Genomic DNA, 15,943 nt, shown 5'->3' on the forward strand with positions numbered 1-15,943 from the left:
GCCCGTTGTCCAACGAACGGCCCCGCCTGTTTCATCCCGTCCGGCGTCAGCGCCAGCCGGCGTCCCGCGCCCGCGCCTCGGCCGCGGCGTCCAGCGTCTCGCCGGCGATCAGGGCGTCGACGGCGGCCAGCACCGCCGCCGGCGTGTCGGCGCCCGCCGTGCGGACCTCGGAACCCGAAGCCTGGAACGGCGCCAGCGCCTGCATGCGCCAGTCGCCGTCGGTGCGGCAGGCGAGGCCGGCCACTCCGGCGTCGCCCGCCCGGAAGGTGCGGCACCAGCGCCCGTCGGCGTCGCGGAAGGTCAGGCCCACGGCCCGCCCCTCGCCGTCCGCCCCGTCCGCCGCGAGGCCGCCATCCAGCACGCGCACCAGCGCAGCGTCGGCGAGCACGCCGTCGGACGCGACCGCAAAACCCTCGGGCGTGCGGTCCCGCCCCAGCCAGCCCACGGTCAGGCCCAGCACGAAACAGGCGGCCGCCGCCCCGGCCCAGACGGGTGCGTGACGCGGCGCGAACGCCTCGCGCAGGCCGCCCGCCAACCGGGCCGTCCAGGGCCGGTTCCGGGTTCCGCCGCTCATGATCAGGCGCGTCAGGTCGGCGTCGCGCGGGTCCTGGGCCGCCGGGAAGGCCTCGCGCGTCAACGCCCTCAGGGAGCGCAGCCGCTCCAGCCGCCGCGCCAGCGCCGGATCGCCGGCGGCGGCCGCGTCGATCGCCGCCCCGGCGTCGGGGCCCAGTTCGCCGTCCACCCGCCGCATCAGGATTTCGTCATCGTACAAGTCGTTGGTCATGCGCTCACTCCCTGTTCGGTCAGGGTCTGGATCAGGGTCTGGCGGCCGCGCACGAGGCGGCTGGTCAGGGTGCCGGCGGGCACGCCCAGCACGTTGGCCGCCTCGGCGTAGGACAGGCCGTCGACCAGCACCAGCGCCACGGCCAGCCTCTGATCGTCCGGCAGTCGGTGGATCGCCTCGCGCACGGCCAGGGCGTCGGCGCGCAGGCCCTCGTCCGCCTGCCCCGCGTCCGCCACATGGGGCGTCATGGCGTCCTCGGGCGAGACCACGCGGCCCCACCGCGTCCTCGACCGTCCCTCATCGATGTGGATCCGTCTCATGATCGTGAAGGCCCAGCTGTCCAGCCGCGTCCCGGCACGGTAGCCGCCGCGTTTGGCCAGGGCCCGCTCCACCGTGGCCTGGACCAGGTCCTGGGCGTCGGCGTCGGAGCGGCAGATGGCGCGCGCGAAACGACGCAGCCTTGGCAGAAGCGCCACCAGCTCCGTCTGAAATCCATCCAAGCGCGCACTCCGGTCATGGGGATGAAACGCCCCGCCCCCGACGTTTCATCCATTGTCGGGCCCGGGCCAATGGCCTTTGATGAAATGTCCGAACGGAGCCGCCCGTGTCGATACGAATTTTTCTGGCGACCGGCCTTGCGGGACTGGTCCTGGCCGCTGCGGCCCCGGCGTGGGCGCAGCTCGGCCTGCCCGGCGGCGTGCCGAGCCTGCCGCGCACCCTGCCGGACCGTTTGCCGGTCGAGACGGGCCCGCTCCAGGACGACGTGCTGCGCCGCGTCGACCGGGCGCTGCAGGCGCCGTCGCGGCTGCGCGACCTGATCCGGCGTTCGGACGGCGCTCTGGAGGCCGATCCCGAGGGCTGGCCGGCCGTGCGCGCGGAAATCGTGGCGATCGATCCCTCCCCCGCCGGCCGGCGCATGGCGCTGGACGCCGGATTCTCCGTCATCCGCGAGGAACGGCTCGAGGACCTCGACCTCGCCGTCGTCGTGCTGGCCCCGCCGCGCGGCCTGTCGCTGCGTCGGGCCGTCGAACGCCTGCGCGACCTCGATCCCGGAGGGTCGTACGAATTCAACCATGTCCACACCCCGGCCGGGACCCTGACCGAGGGGGCCGTTCACGCGCTGGACGCCGGCTCGAACGCCGCGCCCCGCGCTCCGGCGCAGGCGGGCGGCGCGCGGATCGGGCTGATCGATACGGGGGTCGACGCCAGCCATCCGGCCCTGGCCGGCGCCACGGTCCGCCAGCAGGGTTTCGCCGGCGCCTATCGGTCCGGCGCCCATGGCACGGCGGTGGCCTCGTTGCTGGCCGGGCGGTCCGGCGCCTTTTCCGGCGCGGCGCCCGGCGCCATCCTGTTCGCGGCCGACGTCTACGGCGGTTCCCCTTCGGGCGGTTCCTCGACCGGGGTCGCCGAGGCCCTGGCCTGGATGGTCCGGAACGGCGTGCCGGTGGTCAATATCAGCCTGGTCGGCCCCCGCAACGCCCTCGTCGAGGCCGCGGTCCGCCGGGCATCCGGACGCGGTGTGCTGGTCGTCGCGGCGGTGGGCAATGACGGCCCCGCCGCCCCTCCTCTCTATCCAGCCAGCTATCCCGACGTGGTCGGGGTGACCGCCGTCAACGCGCGCGGCCGGGTGCTTCCGGAAGCCGGCCGCGGTCCGCAGGTCGATTTCGCCGCCCCCGGCGCGGACATGGCCGCCGCCGGTCCGGGTCAGGGCTATGTCTCCGTGCGCGGCGCCTCGTTCGCCGCGCCGCTCGTGGCCGGGCTTCTGGCGCGCCGGCAAGGACGGGGCGACGCCGTGCAGGCTCTTGCCGCCGGGGCGCGGGACATGGGCGCTCGCGGACCGGACCCCGTCTATGGCCGCGGGCTCGTCGCCGCCGACCTGCGCGTCGATCCGGCCGCCGTCGGGGCCCGAGGTCGGCTTTCGCGCTGATTTCCTCGCCGATTTTCTCCGGACGGCGTCGAGGCGGGATGAATCCCGGGAGGCCGGTCGTTGGACCCTGCGAGGGCGGCTTCCCGCCCGCTCAACTCCAGGAGAAGCTCACATGCGCAAGACCCTTATGCTCATGACCACGGCGGCCTTCAGCATGGCGCTGGCCGGCGCCGCGAACGCCCAGATTCTGGGCGGTTCCGGCGGATTGGGAGGCGGCCTCGGCGGCCAGGTCGGGGGCCTCGGCGGTCTCGGGGGCCGGGCCGGCGGCAGTCTGACGGGCGGCCTCTCCGGCTCGGTGGACGGCTCCGTTGTCCGCGACCGTCTGGGCGAGACCACCAGCCGAGCCGACCGCCTGCGCGCGCGGGCCGAACGCCGCGCCGCCGCCGCGCGCGATCGCGCCTCGGCCACGGCGGACGAGGCGCGCGGAACGGCCGGCTCGGCCGCCGCGAACGCCTGGGGCTCCGGTCAGGGCGCGCTTCAGGGCGCCGCCGGTTCGGCCTCCGGGTCCCTGACGGGCGTGCTGAACGGCGCGGCCTCGGCGGGCGGCGGCTCGATCTCCGGCGACGCCTCGGGCTCGGCCGACGGGTCCGCGCGCGCGGACCGCGAGCCCGCCGATCAGCCGCGGCAGAACCGCCGCCGCCGCGTCGACGCCAACGGCTCGGCTGACGGCTCGGCCTCGGCCTCCGCGAACCGCAACGGCGCCTCCGTCAGCGCCGGCGCGAACGCCGGGGCGTCGGCCGGGGCGCGCCGCGACGACTGATCGCGGAACAGGGTGACCGGATCGCCCCGCCGGCCCGCGCCGGCGGGGCGTTCACGGTCAGACGGGCGGTTGCGCCGGGGTCGTCTCCCCGAACACCCGCCCGAAACTGGTCTTCAGCGCGGCATCGGCCTCGTCCATCGTCGCCGGAACGCCCAGGTCGACCAGGCTGGTGACCCCGTGTTCGGCGATGCCGCACGGCACGATGCCGCCGAAATGATCCAGGTCCGGCTCCACGTTCAGGCTGATCCCGTGGAAGCTGACCCATTTGCGCACCTTGACGCCGATGGCGGCGATCTTGTCCTCACGCGACCAGCCGGGGCCCTTGCGCTCGACCCAGACCCCGACCCGACCCTCGCGCACGTCCGCCGGCACGCCGAATTCGCCCAAGGCGCCGATGATCCACTGTTCCAGACCGCGCACGAACGTCCGCACGTCCTTGCCGCGCGCGTTCAGGTCCAGCATCACATAGGCCACCCGCTGGCCCGGTCCGTGATAGGTGAACTGTCCGCCCCGCCCGCTCCGGTGCACCGGAAACCGGCCCGCATCCAGCAGGTCGCCGTCCTTCGACGACACCCCCGCCGTGTACAGCGGCGGATGCTCCAGCAGCCAGACCAGTTCCGCCGTCTCGCCCGCCGCGATCGCCGCCGCCCGGGCCTCCATGGCCGCGACCGCCGCCTCATAGCCGACGAGACCTTCGGACACGGCCCATTCCACCGGGCGACCGTCGGCGCGGAGCAGTTTCGATGCGGCTGAGCTTAAGGCTTGGGAAAGCATGATGCACCCAATGTGGGGGTCGGGAGCGCCATGCAAGTCCAGACCGCGCCGTCAGAGTCAGTATCCGAGTCCCCCATGAGCCAGATCGAAGCCGTCGAAGTCGAGATCTCGGTCGTCCTGGGGCGCTCCGTCCTGCCCATGAGCCAGCTGCTGCGGATGGGCCGCGGGGCGGTGATCCCGCTCGACGCCTCGGAAACCGACGAGGTCTGGATCCTGGCGAACAACCACCCGGTGGCCCGCGGCGAGATCGAGATCCGCGAGGACCGCATCGCCATCACCGTGACCCGGGCGGCGGACGTTTACGATTTCATGGCCGGAGCGGCCTGAACCGCTTGGCAGCGGCGCATCTCTCCGCTATCAGCCCCGCTCCGATGCGAGCGGTCGTGGCGGAATTGGTAGACGCGCAGCGTTGAGGTCGCTGTTCCTTAACCGGAGTGGAAGTTCGAGTCTTCTCGACCGCACCATCGATTTTATAAGGCAGATCAACGAGTTATCGCTGATAAATGGCAGGGAGGCCGAGCGTGATCACCACCGCAACCGCCCCCCTGCCGCCTTCTCTGGATGACGATATCGATCACGACGCCCTGGACGAAGATTACGTCCTGACGGCCTCGTTCGTCGAAAAGGTCGTCGACGCCTCCGACGCCGGCGACGGCCTCAAGCTCCGCTCCCTGCTGGAAGACCTGCACCCGGCCGACGTGGCCGACCTGATGGGCTTCCTGACGGCCGAACACCGCGCCGTCGTGGTGCTGTGGCTGCCGGCCGACCTGCTGGCCGAAACCCTGCCCGAGCTGGACGACAACATCCGCGAGGAGGTGCTGGAGCGCGTCCCGCACCTGACCCTGGCCGAGGCCCTGCAGGAACTGGACTCCGACGACGCCGCCGCCGTGGTCGAGGATCTGGAGGACGACCAGCGCGAAAAGGTGCTGGCGGCCATGCCCGAGGTCGACCGCGCCGCGATCGAAAGCTCGCTGCGCTACGCCGAGGACTCGGCCGGCCGCCTGATGCAGCGCGAGGTCATGGCCGCGCCGTCGTTCTGGAACGTCGGCGACACCATCGACCACATCCGCAAACAGGGCGAGGACCTGCCCGAGCTGTTCTTCGACATCTATATCGTCGACCCGTCGAACAAGCCGGTCGGCGGCCTGCCGGTCAGCGGCCTGCTGCGCGCGCCGCGTTCCGCGGCCCTGGTCGACATCATGGAGCCGATCAACGAGATCACGGTCGACCAGGACCAGGAAGAGGTCGCCTACATCTTCGAGAAATACCACCTGATCTCGGCGCCGGTCATCGACGCGGCAGGCCGGCTGGTGGGTCAGATCACCGTCGACGACATCGTCAACATCATCCAGGAAGAAAACCGCGAGGACATTCTGCGCCTCGCCGGCGTCAGCGACGAGGACCGCGGCTCGTCCGTGTCCGAGATCGTGCGGGGCCGCGTGCCGTGGCTGGCCATCAACCTGGCCACGGCGGTGCTGGGAGCCAGCGTCATCGCCTTCTTCGGCGCCACGATCGAGCAGATCGTGGCGCTGGCGGTGCTGATGCCGATCGTGTCGGCCATCGGCGGCAACGCCGGGACCCAAGCCCTGACCGTGACCGTCCGCGCCCTTGCGACGCGTGAGCTGAACAGTTCCAACGCCCCGCGCACCTTCCGGCGCGAACTGGCGGTCGGCCTGGCCAACGGTCTGGTTCTGGCGCCCCTGATCGGCGGCGCCGCCGCCCTGTGGTCGGGCGACTGGCGGATCGGGGCGGTGATCGCCCTGTCCATGGTGCTGAACCTGATCGTCGCGGCGACGGTCGGGGTTCTGACGCCTCTGACCCTGTCGCGGCTCAAGTTCGACCCGGCCGTGTCCTCGGCGGTGTTCGTGACGGCGACGACGGACTTCTTCGGCTTCCTGATCTTCCTTGGTCTCGCCACGCTTGTGTTGATCTGATTGCGGCCCGCCGTTTGCTGGCTCTCCCAATGGGCGAGCCCGCCCGTCTCGATTTGGGTCATTCAGTGTCCGACGCGACCACGCCACGTCTGAAGGTCTCCCGCGAGGGGGTCGTCCTCATCAAGAGTTTCGAGGGCTTCCGGCCGCACGCCGTTCGGGACGAGGACGGGCGCTGGGTCATCGGCTACGGCCACACCGCCTCGGCCCGCGAGGGACTGAGCGTGGGCGAGCAGGACGCCGAACTGCTGCTCCAGTATGATCTTCTGCCGGTCGTGAAGGCCCTGAACGAACGCGCCCCGGCCGGGCTGAACCAGCACCAGTTTGACGCCCTCGCCAGTTTCGCCATTTCCGTGGGGGTCGAGCGGTTCCTCGCCTCCGACGTCCTTCAGCGCCTGAACGAAGGCCAGGCCGGACAGGCCGCCGACGCCCTGATCGGCTGGCCGGAATCGCCGTCGCCCGACGCCCGCCTGCGCCGCCGGGCCGCCGAGCGCGCCCTGTTCATCGCCGATCCGGGCGCGGCCGTGACCCTCGCCGACCTGCTGGCCGCCCCCCTGCCGCCCCCGCCGGTCGAGTCCACGGAACCGGAAGCCGAGGCAGCCGGCGCACCGGATGCGCGGGCCGCCGCTGTCGCTGCTCTTCTGGGGGAAGCGATCGAGCCGGAGACGGCCGGCGCCGCGCCCGTCGACGCCGTCGAACCGCAACACGACCAGCAGGCCGAACCCGACCCGGCCCCCGCCGCGCCCGCTGCCGTCTTCAGCCCGGGCCCGAACCGCTATTCGCCCTACGCCGCGACCATCGTCGGCCCCCTCCCCGGCTTTGAGCCGGCGGCGCCCGCGCCCGCAGCGGCCGCGGAAGCCGTCCAGCCCGAGGCCCCGGCGGCCGGGACGGAGGCCGCCCCACCGATCCCGCCCGCGCCGGAATCCTTCGATCCGACGCCCGTCATTCCTCTGGTTTCGCCGGCGCCCGCCATTTCGCCGTTCCCGCCGATGGACGAGCCGCTGGTCCTGACGCCCCTGACCGAATCCGACCTGGTCACGGCCGAACGTCCGGTCTGGCCCGAGGAAGCCCGCGCGGCCCCGTCGACGGGGGACGAGACCGTGCTGTTCGAGGACGAGCCGACCTCGTCGGTCCTGCGCCACGAGGTCGAACCGGAGCAGCCGCGCCGTTTCGACTGGGCCGACACGGGCGCCTTCCTGATCATGGGCGGCGTGGGCCTGGCCGCCTGCGGGGCCTCGGCCGCCGCCTTCCGCCTCGCGGTCGAACAGCCCTCGCCCATGGGCGAGACCAGCGTGATCGCCTGGGCCCTCGCCCTGATCGGGGTGATCTGCGTCGGGGTGTCGTCGTGGAACCTGTACGTGCGGTGGGGCAAGCCGGACTGACTTTCCGGCGGCGCCGCGCGGTGCTAACCCCGCGCTCATGAGCATTCCCAACGCCCCCCAATCGATGGATTTCGGCCTCGGCGAAAACGCCGACATGATCCGTGAGACCACCGCCCGCTGGGCGACCGACCGTCTGGCCCCGCTGGCCGCCGAGATCGACGAGAAGAACCAGTTCCGCCGCGAGCTGTGGCCCGAGATGGGCGAACTGGGCCTGCATGGCGTCACCGTCGAGGAAGAATACGGCGGCCTTGGTCTCGGCTATCTGGAACACGTCGTGGCGATGGAGGAGGTCTCCCGCGCCTCGGCCTCGATCGGCCTCAGCTACGGCGCCCACTCCAATCTGTGCGTCAACCAGATCCGCCGCTGGGGCACGGACGAGCAGAAGCGCAAATATCTGCCGAAACTGATCTCGGGCGATCATGTCGGCTCGCTGGCCATGTCCGAGGCCGGCTCCGGCTCGGACGTCATGTCGATGCGGACCCAGGCCGTGAAGACCGGCGACCGCTACGTCCTGAACGGGACCAAATTCTGGATCACCAACGCCCCCTCGGCCGACACCCTGGTGGTCTACGCCCGCACCGGCGAAGGCAACGGCGGCGTCACCGCCTTCCTGATCGAGCGCGGCATGAAGGGTTTCAGTGTCTCGAAGAAGCTGGACAAGATGGGCATGCGCGGCTCGGACACCGCCGAATTGGTGTTCGAGGACTGCGAGGTCCCCGAAGAGAACGTCATGGGCCCGGTCGGCGGCGGCGCCGGCGTGCTGATGAGCGGTCTGGACTATGAGCGGGCGGTGCTGGCGGCCGGTCCGCTGGGGATCATGCAGGCGGCGCTGGACGTGGTCCTGCCCTACGTTCGCGAACGCAAACAGTTCGGCAAGGCCATCGGCAGCTTCCAGCTGATGCAGGCCAAGGTCGCCGACATGTACGTCGCCCTGAACTCGGCCCGGACCTATGTCTACGCCGTGGCCCGCGCCTGCGACGCCGGCAAGACCACCCGCTATGACGCGGCCGGGGCGATCCTGCTGGCCAGCGAGAACGCCGTGAAGGTCAGTCTCGAGGCCGTCCAGGCCCTCGGCGGCGCCGGCTATACGAAGGAATGGCCGGTAGAGCGGCTGGTCCGCGACGCCAAGCTTTACGACATCGGCGCGGGGACCAATGAGATCCGTAGGTTCCTGATCGGGCGGGAGCTGCTGGGATCGTGAAAACCGTCGCCGCCATCGCCGCCGTGCTGGCCCTGTCAGCCTGCGCGACGGGAGGCGGGGCTGCATGTACGACGGGCTCGCAGGCCGGCAGCACGGCCGAACTGTATTTCGGCCGCAACATCGGCGACCAGCCCGGGGTGTCGGAGGCCGATTGGCGCGCCTTCCTCGACGAGGAGGTCACGCCCCGCTTCCCCGACGGCCTGACCGTCATCGACGCCGCGGGCCAGTGGCGCAGCCAGTCCGGTGCGATCGGCCGAGAGGCCTCCAAGGTGCTGGTCATCGTACTTTCCGGCCGGTCTGACGAACGCGCGCGGCTCGACGCCATCCGCGAAGCCTACAAGCGCCGCTTCAGGCAGGAAGCCGTCATGCTGGTCGAACGCGCCGCCTGCGTCGCCTTCTAGGCGGAACAAGGCGCGGGAGACCGGGTTTCTAGCGTGGCGCAGAAGGAGACCCAGCCATGCCCGCCAAGTCCGCCGCCCAGCAAAAGGCCGCCGGCGCCGCCCTGTCGGCCAAGCGCGGCGACACCCCGAAGTCCGAACTGAAGGGCGCGTCGAAGTCGATGCTGTCGATGACCGAGAAACAGCTCGAGGAATTCGCCCATACGAAGCGCAAGGGCAAACCCGAGCACGTGAAGCACTGACATATCCCGGCGCGAGAGCCCGAATGACGCTGTCATGCCGCGCCGCTAGCGTCGCCGCATGACCCTGACCGAGACGTCGACCGGACGGCCGCGCGCGTTTTCGGACGTGCTGGACATCCTGTCGGCGCGCCGGTCTGAAAGACTGTGTCTGGGCGAGGTCGTCGAGGCGTTCGGGGACCGGGCCTTCGGGCCGGTGATGTTCTTCTTCGCCCTGATCAACCTGCTGCCCTGGCCGCCCGGGGGCACGACCCTGACCGGGGCGCCGCTGCTGCTGCTGTCGCTCGAACTCGCCTGGGGGCGGGAGACCCTGTGGGTCCCGCGCTGGGCGGAACGTATTTCGATCCACCGCGAGACCTTCCGCCGGCTGACCCGGCGGTTCATGCGTCCGCTGCGCTGGACCGAGGCGGTCTCCCGGCCGAGGCTGTATTTCCTGACCGGCGGGTTCGGCCAGGGCCTGATCGGCCTGGCCTGTCTGTTCCTGTCGGCGGTGCTGGTGTTGCCGATCTTCGGCGGCAACCTGATCCCGGCGGTGGCCATCGGCTTCTTCAGCCTGGGGGTGATGCAGCGCGACGGCCTGGCCGTTCTGCTGGGCTGGCTGACGACGGCCGTCGCCGTCGCCGTCCTGTTCCTGGCGTGGAAGCTGATCGTCGCCGGATTCCAGCATGGGATCGACGCGGTTCAACGCATGATCTGAGCCCCGTTCCAGGATTGACGTTTGTTAAGTGGCGTCCACCTACGGTCGCGCCTAGATCGGATCATCACCTCCGGACGCCGCCGATGCCCGACTACGACTATCAGAGCGACACACGGCCCTTCTCGCGGGTGCTGGAGGATATCGGCGCCAAGGACGACCCCAAACTGTATCTGGGCGAGCTGGCGAACGCCTTCGGAGAGCGGGCCTTTGGCGCCCTGATGCTGTTCTTCGGCCTGATGAACATCGCCATCGGCATCATCCCCGGAACGACGACCATCCTCGGCGCGCCGCTGCTGCTGATGGGTTTCCAGCTGATGATCCGTCAGGACCAGCTGTGGTTGCCGCGCTGGGCGCTCCGGCGCTCGATTGAGCGCGAGACCTACCGACACGGCGCGGCGAAGGTGCTGCCCCGTTTGCGAATGGTGGAGCGGCTGTCCAAACCCCGCCTGTCTATCATGACCAGCGAGGTGTCCGAGGTGCTGATCGGCATCGCCACCGTCATCCTCGCCTTCATCCTGGTGCTGCCGATCTGGGGCGGAAACCTGGTGCCCGCCCTGATCATCTCTACCTTCGGCTTCGGCCTGATGCAGCGTGACGGCCTGGTCGTCCTCATCGGCTGGGGCGGCGTGGCCGGCGTCTGCCTGTTCATCTGGCTGGCGTGGGAGCTGGTCACCCGGGCGTTCGGTCCGGTGATCGCCTGGGCCTTGGGCCTGTTCTGAACGACGAAACGCCGGAGAGGTCTCCCTCTCCGGCGCTTGTTCGAACCTGAAACAATCAGCTGCGGAACAGCGACAGCACCAGTTGCGGCGTCTGATTGGCGATGCCCAGAGCCTGAACCCCCAGCTGCTGCTTCGTCTGCAGAGCCTGAAGCTTGGCGCTTTCCTTCGCCAGATCGGCGTCGACCAGATTGCCCACCCCCGCTTCCAGAGCGTCCGACAGCTTGCCGACGAACGTCAGGTGGGTCGAGAGCGCCTTCGACTTGGTGCCCAGCCGCGCGAGCGAGGCCGAGACCTTGTCGATGGATGCGGTGACGGCCGTAAGCGCGGTCGTCGCCTTGGTCAGGGTGTCGATCGACTGCGTCGTCGCGACCGTCACATTCGCGCCGCCCAGAGCCAGGACTTCCGCACCAACCGTCAGGCTGGAAGAACCCGTCACGTTCGCCAGAGCCTGGAACCCCGTCGCTCCCGTCTTCAGCAGGTTGACCCCGTTGAATTCGGCATTGCCGGTGACCGTGGCGATCTGGTCGCGAAGGGCCTTGAAATCCTCGTTCAGAGCTGCGCGCGCCGAGGTCTTGAGTGACGCATCCGTCGCCGCGAGTGCCTTCTCCTTCAGTTGGAGCAAGAGGTCGGAGACCGTCTCGCCCGCCGCCAGAGCCACATCAACCGCGGCGATGCCGCGATCGAGAGACTGTTTCACCGCGCTCAGCGCCCCGATATCGGCGCGTTGCCCCTGGGCGATGGCCCAGATGGCTCCGTTGTCCTTGGCGGTGGCGACAGATTTGCCGGTGTTGATCCGGTTCTGCACCGTCGCCAGGGAGGCGTTGGTCGCGTTCAGGTTCTGGAGCGCGACTTGCGCGCCCACGTTCGTGTTGACCGACATAACCATCGGCTGTCCTTCCATTCTGGTCGGGTGAAGAACGGCCTTCTGGCCGTCGAACCAGTTCTGGTTCGCGCACGCCCACGCAAGGATCGGGCCGGACTGCGGGCCGATCATGCGCCAATATTTTCAGTGAGTTAGTTACTGCCGAGGCAGAGGCCCGGCAGGTCTGACCGCCCCGGCGCGTCGCGTCTTGCCTACCAGACGGCGGTCAGGCCGCCTGGGCGGTTCCCGGGCCGGCCAACCCCTGCATGACCATCTTGTTGATGTCGATCAGGGCCTCGAAATCGTCCTCGCCGCGCATGATCGCCGAGGAATGGCGGCTGACGAACAGGCTGATCGAGATGATCTGGGCCCGCAGGTTCTTGTCCATCGCATTGTCGGGATTGGCGCAGTCGGTCGCCAGCGCCGACCACAGCCGGCGGTTCCAGTCCAGCGCGTCGATCCGGGTGGCGACGTCGGTCGTCTCCACGGTCGAGGCGTGCATCAGCGCCCGGGTCACCTGCCCGAACAGCCGGTACTCCATCTCCCGCGGATTTTCAGCCCGCGTGGCTGCGGTCTTGTAAGCCTGCAGCGACATTCGCCAGCCCCTCTTCGTAATCCACCAGTTTTCGCGCCGCCATCAGGGCCTTGTAGTATTCGCGCGCCATGACGTGACGCGACGCCGCCACGCAATCCGCCAGAACCTGCGGGTTGCGCGTGGCGCTCATGAACTCGGTCAGACGCAGCGCGAACTCGTCATAGACCTTCGGCGCCGCGGTCTCGTCCAGGTACATCATCATGACCGGAAAATAGACGCGGGTCGCCGGGCTGTTGACGTCCTCCGGCTGGAGAATGTCCTTCTCGCGCAGGACCGAGGCCTTGTTCTGCAGAATCAGCACGCCCCGGCGGTCGCCGTTCTGGACGACCGCGCCGTTCAGAACGAATTTCTCGCCGGGTTTGAGCGACAGCTTGAGCGGCATTTGCGGGGGCATCTCCTGACGGGCCCGCGGCGACGTTAGGAAGCCGGGAACAAACGCAGGCTAAACAGTCGTGGTTAACCATGTCTTGTGACCCCGGCGGCGATCCTGCCGGAACACCTTCAGGATCCCCCCATGTCAGCAGCCGATCTGGCCCCGGAATTCGTCCACGCGCCCCAGCTGGCGGCGCAAGGCATGGTCGGCGATTCCGCCTCGCCCGAGGCCATCCGCAAACTGTCGCGCCAGCTGGCCAGTCCGAAGCTGGCGGTGAAGGCCCAGCGCAAGGCGCTGGAGAAGCTGAAGGCCGCCCTGATGGCGATCCGCGCCGGCGATTTCGCCCTCGGCGCCCGGCGCGCGCTCGATGCGCTGCAGATCGACGAGACCAGCGGCCTGGCCTGGCACGTCCTCGCCATCTGCCGCGAGAAGTCGGGCGATTTCGGCCAGGCCCTGATGGCCTATGAGGCGGCGCTGAAACTGCTGCCCAACGAGACCGACGTGGCCCACGATCTGGGCCGGCTGGCCCAGCAGATGGGCTATCTGGAAATCGCCGAGAAACTGCTGCTCAAATATCTGGCGGCCGATCCGGGCCACGTCGAGGCGACCAACAACCTGGCCTGCGTTCAGCGGGACCAGAAACGCTATGGCGACGCGGTCGAGACCCTGCGCGCGCTTCTGGGGATCGAGCCGGAATCGCCGGTGCTGTGGAACACCCTCGGCACGGTGCTGAGCGACCAGGGCGACATGTCCACCGCCCTGACCTTCTTCGAGGAGGCGCTGCGCCACGACCCGACCTTCGCCAAGGCCCGCTACAACCGGGCCAACGCCCGCCAGCCGCTGGGTGACGCCCTCGGCGCGCTGGAAGATCTGGACGCCGCCCTGCCCGGCGCGGAAAGCCCGTATGAGCGGGCCATGATGACCATGGCGCGGGCCCTGCTGCTGATGACCCTGGGCCGCATCCCCGAAGGGTTCGAGACCTATGAGGTGCGGCTGGACCCGCATCTGCCCGAGGCCATGCGGGTGGCTGTCGAGGCCCCGTGCTGGGATCCGAAGACGCAGGACGTGCGCGGCAAGCGGCTGCTGATCGTCGGCGAACAGGGAATCGCCGACGAAATGATTTTCGGAACCTGCATCGGCGACGCGATCGAGGCGGTCGGACCGGAGGGCAAGGTGTTCGTCGCCGTCGAACCGCGTCTGATCGGGATGTTCCAGCGCACTTATCCCCAGGCGATCTTCGGCGCCCACAGGGCGGTCAAGCTGGAAGGGCGGATCACCCGCTACGTCCCGTTCGTCGAGGAACTGGAAGGCGGCGTGGATCTGTGGATTCCGATGGCCTCCCTGCTGGCCGTCTATCGCCCCTCGATCGACCGCTTCCCGGACCGCCGGGGCTATTTGAAGGCCGATCCCGACAAGGTGGCCCACTGGCGGACCGAACTGGAGAAGCTGGGCCCCGGTCTGAAGGTCGGCCTGCACTGGAAGAGTCTGGTCCTGACCGGATCGCGGGCCCGCTACTTCTCCAGCTTCGAACGCTGGCGGCCTGTGCTCGAAACGCCCGGCGCCATAATGGTCAATCTGCAGTGCGGCGACGTCGCCGAAGACCTGGCCGCGGCCGAGGCGGCGGGGATTTCGATCTGGACGCCGCCGATCAATCTGAAGGACGATCTGGAGGACGTGGCGGCCCTGTCGGTGGCGCTGGATCTGGTGATCGGCCCGGGCATCGCGGGGACCAATCTGGCGGCGGCCGTCGGCGGAACGGCGTGGATGATCACCGCACCGGACGACTGGCATTTCCTCGCCACCGAAAAATACCCGTTCTATCCGCACCTCCGCTATTTCCGGCGCGACAGCTTCGACGCTTGGGAAGGCGCCATCGAGCGCATCCGCGCGGCGCTGGACGAAGCCGTGAAAGCGGGGAACGCCGGATAGCGGAGCAGCGTTGATCTCCCGAACAGGGAGCTGAGCCATGCCGGACCTCGACGACTATTCGGACGATCAGGAACAGTCGGAAGTCTTTGACGAAACCCACATCGACGATGAGGGCGACGGCGACATCCTGCTCGACGAGGCCGATCCCGTTCTGGATGTAACCCAGGCCGACGGCGACGCCGACGAGGACGAGTTCGACGAGGACGAGGACGAGGATCTGGACGAGATCCAGGGCGCCTCGGGCATCGAGGCCGAGGCCGACGCCCTGCTGGGCGTCGACGGCGAGCGCCTGACCGAGATCGACGGCGAAAGCGCAGGCGGGCGTGGTCCGGACGAGGTCGAGCTGGTCTACACCGGCCTGATGCGCAACGTCCGCGGGGCCCAGGCCAGCGCCGCCCACTGGGAGGCCAAGAACCTCTCTGACGACGACATCGCCGACCTCGGCTACGGCCCCGACGGCGAAGAAGATCACCCGAAAAACTAAGGAGGGCGGCCGTGACCACTCAAACGCACAAACCCGATCATCAGCAGTCGCCCGCCGACGACATCCCCCACGCCCGCAAGGCGCCCCGCGAAGAGGGCAAGCCGGACCAGCTCTGCGAGGAGGAACGCCACGCGGAAGACCGTCAGGAAGCCCTGCTCGACGAGGGACTGGAAGAGACCTTCCCGGCGAGCGACCCGGTGTCGGCGAAGCGGATTACCTGATCGGTGGCCTAATCCAGGCGCGTGAACGTATCCGCCCGAACGCAGTCGCGCGTCCAGCTCATGGGCGGCGGCCATTGGATACGGGCCGAGGGATCGACAATCGATACCTCTCCCCGGACATCATGGCCTCCCGTGGAGCGGGTCGCCTCAAAGAGATCCAGCACCGCCTGATCATCGACATCGGGGACGAACCCCTGCGCGAGAAAAATCCGCCAGAAGGAGTCCGCCCGGATGACGGTGATCTTTCCCGGCTGGACTGAATAGACCGGTCCGCCCTCGGATGCACAGCCGCCGAACTGGGCGCTGCCCCGCGAGGTGAACAGCCCCTGCAGCACATAGTCGCCAGGCTCCACCTCCTTGACGGCAAGGTAAAGCTCCCCTTCGGAATTGATTGCATCGCCGGACCAGTCCGCAGCATCCAGCGTCGTTACTCCGTCCATGAACCGGCTTTGGCCCAGATCGACCCTCCGAAAATCGGCGCTGTGCACATAGGCCGTTTTGGGCATGGTCACGACCAGCAGCCCTCGGGCCGAATCCGGTCCAAACCGCACGGCCCGTGGCGCGGAAGCACAAGCGGCGACCAGAAAGGTAATCAAAAGCAGAGCAGCGGTCGCGACCGCCCTAATGACGTGGTTCATTGTCCCCCCCCGGGTTCAGAAGTCGGCTT

20 protein-coding genes and 1 tRNA gene are annotated in these 15,943 nt (G+C 69.2%); 14 read left to right on the forward strand and 7 right to left on the reverse strand.

The genetic code is table 11. The features are described 5' to 3' along the window. Nucleotides 1-46: 46 nt before the first annotated feature. Both BrevBR_RS09805 and BrevBR_RS09810 read right to left on the reverse strand, forming a co-directional pair. Nucleotides 47-784: a hypothetical protein gene (locus BrevBR_RS09805; RefSeq protein ID WP_340000811.1), complete on the reverse strand. Its 738-nt coding sequence runs from the start codon at nt 782-784 to the stop codon at nt 47-49. Continuing rightward, the gene (locus BrevBR_RS09810) at nt 781-1,284 is read right to left on the reverse strand and encodes an RNA polymerase sigma factor (RefSeq protein WP_340000812.1); all 504 of its coding nucleotides are present in this window, start codon (nt 1,282-1,284) and stop codon (nt 781-783) included. The genes BrevBR_RS09805 and BrevBR_RS09810 overlap by 4 nt, the downstream gene beginning before the upstream one ends. Nucleotides 1,285-1,388: 104 nt before the next feature. Between BrevBR_RS09810 and BrevBR_RS09815 the strand changes: the two genes are divergently transcribed. Both BrevBR_RS09815 and BrevBR_RS09820 read left to right on the forward strand, forming a co-directional pair. Beyond that, complete coding sequence (locus tag BrevBR_RS09815) at nt 1,389-2,711, forward strand: S8 family serine peptidase (protein ID WP_340000813.1); 1,323 nt, start codon at nt 1,389-1,391, stop codon at nt 2,709-2,711. A gap of 112 nt (nt 2,712-2,823) precedes the next feature. Further along, nucleotides 2,824-3,471 (forward strand): hypothetical protein, encoded by a 648-nt coding sequence (locus BrevBR_RS09820; protein ID WP_340000814.1) that lies wholly within the window; start codon nt 2,824-2,826, stop codon nt 3,469-3,471. Nucleotides 3,472-3,528: 57 nt separating this feature from the next. Here the strand turns inward: BrevBR_RS09820 and lipB are convergent, their stop codons facing one another. After that, nucleotides 3,529-4,245 (reverse strand): lipoyl(octanoyl) transferase LipB, encoded by a 717-nt coding sequence (lipB, locus tag BrevBR_RS09825; protein WP_332641545.1) that lies wholly within the window; start codon nt 4,243-4,245, stop codon nt 3,529-3,531. A 30-nt stretch (nt 4,246-4,275) separates the two neighbouring features. Between lipB and BrevBR_RS09830 the strand changes: the two genes are divergently transcribed. From BrevBR_RS09830 to BrevBR_RS09870, 9 genes are all read left to right on the forward strand, one after another. Further along, nucleotides 4,276-4,572: a FliM/FliN family flagellar motor switch protein gene (locus BrevBR_RS09830; RefSeq protein WP_340000815.1), complete on the forward strand. Its 297-nt coding sequence runs from the start codon at nt 4,276-4,278 to the stop codon at nt 4,570-4,572. A gap of 50 nt (nt 4,573-4,622) precedes the next feature. After that, nucleotides 4,623-4,709 (forward strand) — tRNA-Leu (locus tag BrevBR_RS09835). Nucleotides 4,710-4,766: 57 nt separating this feature from the next. Further along, nucleotides 4,767-6,179, forward strand: coding sequence for a magnesium transporter (gene mgtE, locus BrevBR_RS09840; protein ID WP_332641543.1), 1,413 nt, complete (start codon nt 4,767-4,769; stop codon nt 6,177-6,179). Between the two features lie 65 nt (nt 6,180-6,244). Next, nucleotides 6,245-7,558 carry a lysozyme gene (locus BrevBR_RS09845; RefSeq protein WP_340000816.1) on the forward strand — a complete coding sequence of 438 codons (1,314 nt, stop codon included), beginning with the start codon at nt 6,245-6,247 and terminating at the stop codon, nt 7,556-7,558. Between the two features lie 37 nt (nt 7,559-7,595). Next, nucleotides 7,596-8,759 carry an isovaleryl-CoA dehydrogenase gene (locus BrevBR_RS09850; RefSeq protein ID WP_332641541.1) on the forward strand — a complete coding sequence of 388 codons (1,164 nt, stop codon included), beginning with the start codon at nt 7,596-7,598 and terminating at the stop codon, nt 8,757-8,759. Further along, a complete protein-coding gene (locus BrevBR_RS09855) occupies nt 8,756-9,160 on the forward strand; it encodes a DUF3574 domain-containing protein (RefSeq protein ID WP_340000817.1) in 405 nt (134 codons plus the stop codon). Before BrevBR_RS09850 ends, BrevBR_RS09855 begins: the two co-directional genes overlap by 4 nt. Nucleotides 9,161-9,216: 56 nt before the next feature. Further along, the gene (locus BrevBR_RS09860; protein ID WP_305758585.1) at nt 9,217-9,399 is read left to right on the forward strand and encodes a DUF3008 family protein; all 183 of its coding nucleotides are present in this window, start codon (nt 9,217-9,219) and stop codon (nt 9,397-9,399) included. A gap of 58 nt (nt 9,400-9,457) precedes the next feature. Continuing rightward, nucleotides 9,458-10,093 (forward strand): exopolysaccharide biosynthesis protein, encoded by a 636-nt coding sequence (locus tag BrevBR_RS09865; protein WP_340000818.1) that lies wholly within the window; start codon nt 9,458-9,460, stop codon nt 10,091-10,093. 83 nt (nt 10,094-10,176) lie between these two features. After that, nucleotides 10,177-10,812: an exopolysaccharide biosynthesis protein gene (locus BrevBR_RS09870; RefSeq protein WP_332641538.1), complete on the forward strand. Its 636-nt coding sequence runs from the start codon at nt 10,177-10,179 to the stop codon at nt 10,810-10,812. A gap of 55 nt (nt 10,813-10,867) precedes the next feature. On the opposite strand, the gene BrevBR_RS09875 is transcribed toward BrevBR_RS09870, so the two are convergent. From BrevBR_RS09875 to flbT, 3 genes are all read right to left on the reverse strand, one after another. Next, nucleotides 10,868-11,698 (reverse strand): flagellin, encoded by an 831-nt coding sequence (locus BrevBR_RS09875; RefSeq protein WP_340001188.1) that lies wholly within the window; start codon nt 11,696-11,698, stop codon nt 10,868-10,870. Nucleotides 11,699-11,900: 202 nt separating this feature from the next. Beyond that, complete coding sequence (flaF, locus tag BrevBR_RS09880; protein WP_332641537.1) at nt 11,901-12,269, reverse strand: flagellar biosynthesis regulator FlaF; 369 nt, start codon at nt 12,267-12,269, stop codon at nt 11,901-11,903. Next, entirely contained in the window at nt 12,229-12,651 is a 423-nt protein-coding gene (gene flbT / locus BrevBR_RS09885) for a flagellar biosynthesis repressor FlbT (RefSeq protein ID WP_332641536.1), read from the reverse strand. Before flbT ends, flaF begins: the two co-directional genes overlap by 41 nt. Before the next feature lie 132 nt (nt 12,652-12,783). Between flbT and BrevBR_RS09890 the strand changes: the two genes are divergently transcribed. The 3 genes from BrevBR_RS09890 to BrevBR_RS09900 are packed head-to-tail and all read left to right on the forward strand — an operon-like array spanning nt 12,784 to nt 15,276. Further along, complete coding sequence (locus tag BrevBR_RS09890; RefSeq protein WP_340000819.1) at nt 12,784-14,571, forward strand: tetratricopeptide repeat protein; 1,788 nt, start codon at nt 12,784-12,786, stop codon at nt 14,569-14,571. 37 nt (nt 14,572-14,608) lie between these two features. Further along, nucleotides 14,609-15,055, forward strand: coding sequence for a hypothetical protein (locus BrevBR_RS09895; RefSeq protein WP_340000820.1), 447 nt, complete (start codon nt 14,609-14,611; stop codon nt 15,053-15,055). A gap of 11 nt (nt 15,056-15,066) precedes the next feature. Continuing rightward, nucleotides 15,067-15,276: a hypothetical protein gene (locus BrevBR_RS09900; RefSeq protein ID WP_332641533.1), complete on the forward strand. Its 210-nt coding sequence runs from the start codon at nt 15,067-15,069 to the stop codon at nt 15,274-15,276. An 8-nt stretch (nt 15,277-15,284) separates the two neighbouring features. Here BrevBR_RS09900 and BrevBR_RS09905 read toward each other — a convergent pair whose 3' ends face one another. After that, nucleotides 15,285-15,914 (reverse strand): hypothetical protein, encoded by a 630-nt coding sequence (locus BrevBR_RS09905; protein WP_340000821.1) that lies wholly within the window; start codon nt 15,912-15,914, stop codon nt 15,285-15,287. Nucleotides 15,915-15,943: the final 29 nt, after the last annotated feature.

Origin of the sequence: Brevundimonas sp. BR2-1, assembly GCF_037626195.1 — a bacterium.
In the GTDB taxonomy this organism is placed as follows: Bacteria; Pseudomonadota; Alphaproteobacteria; order Caulobacterales; family Caulobacteraceae; genus Brevundimonas.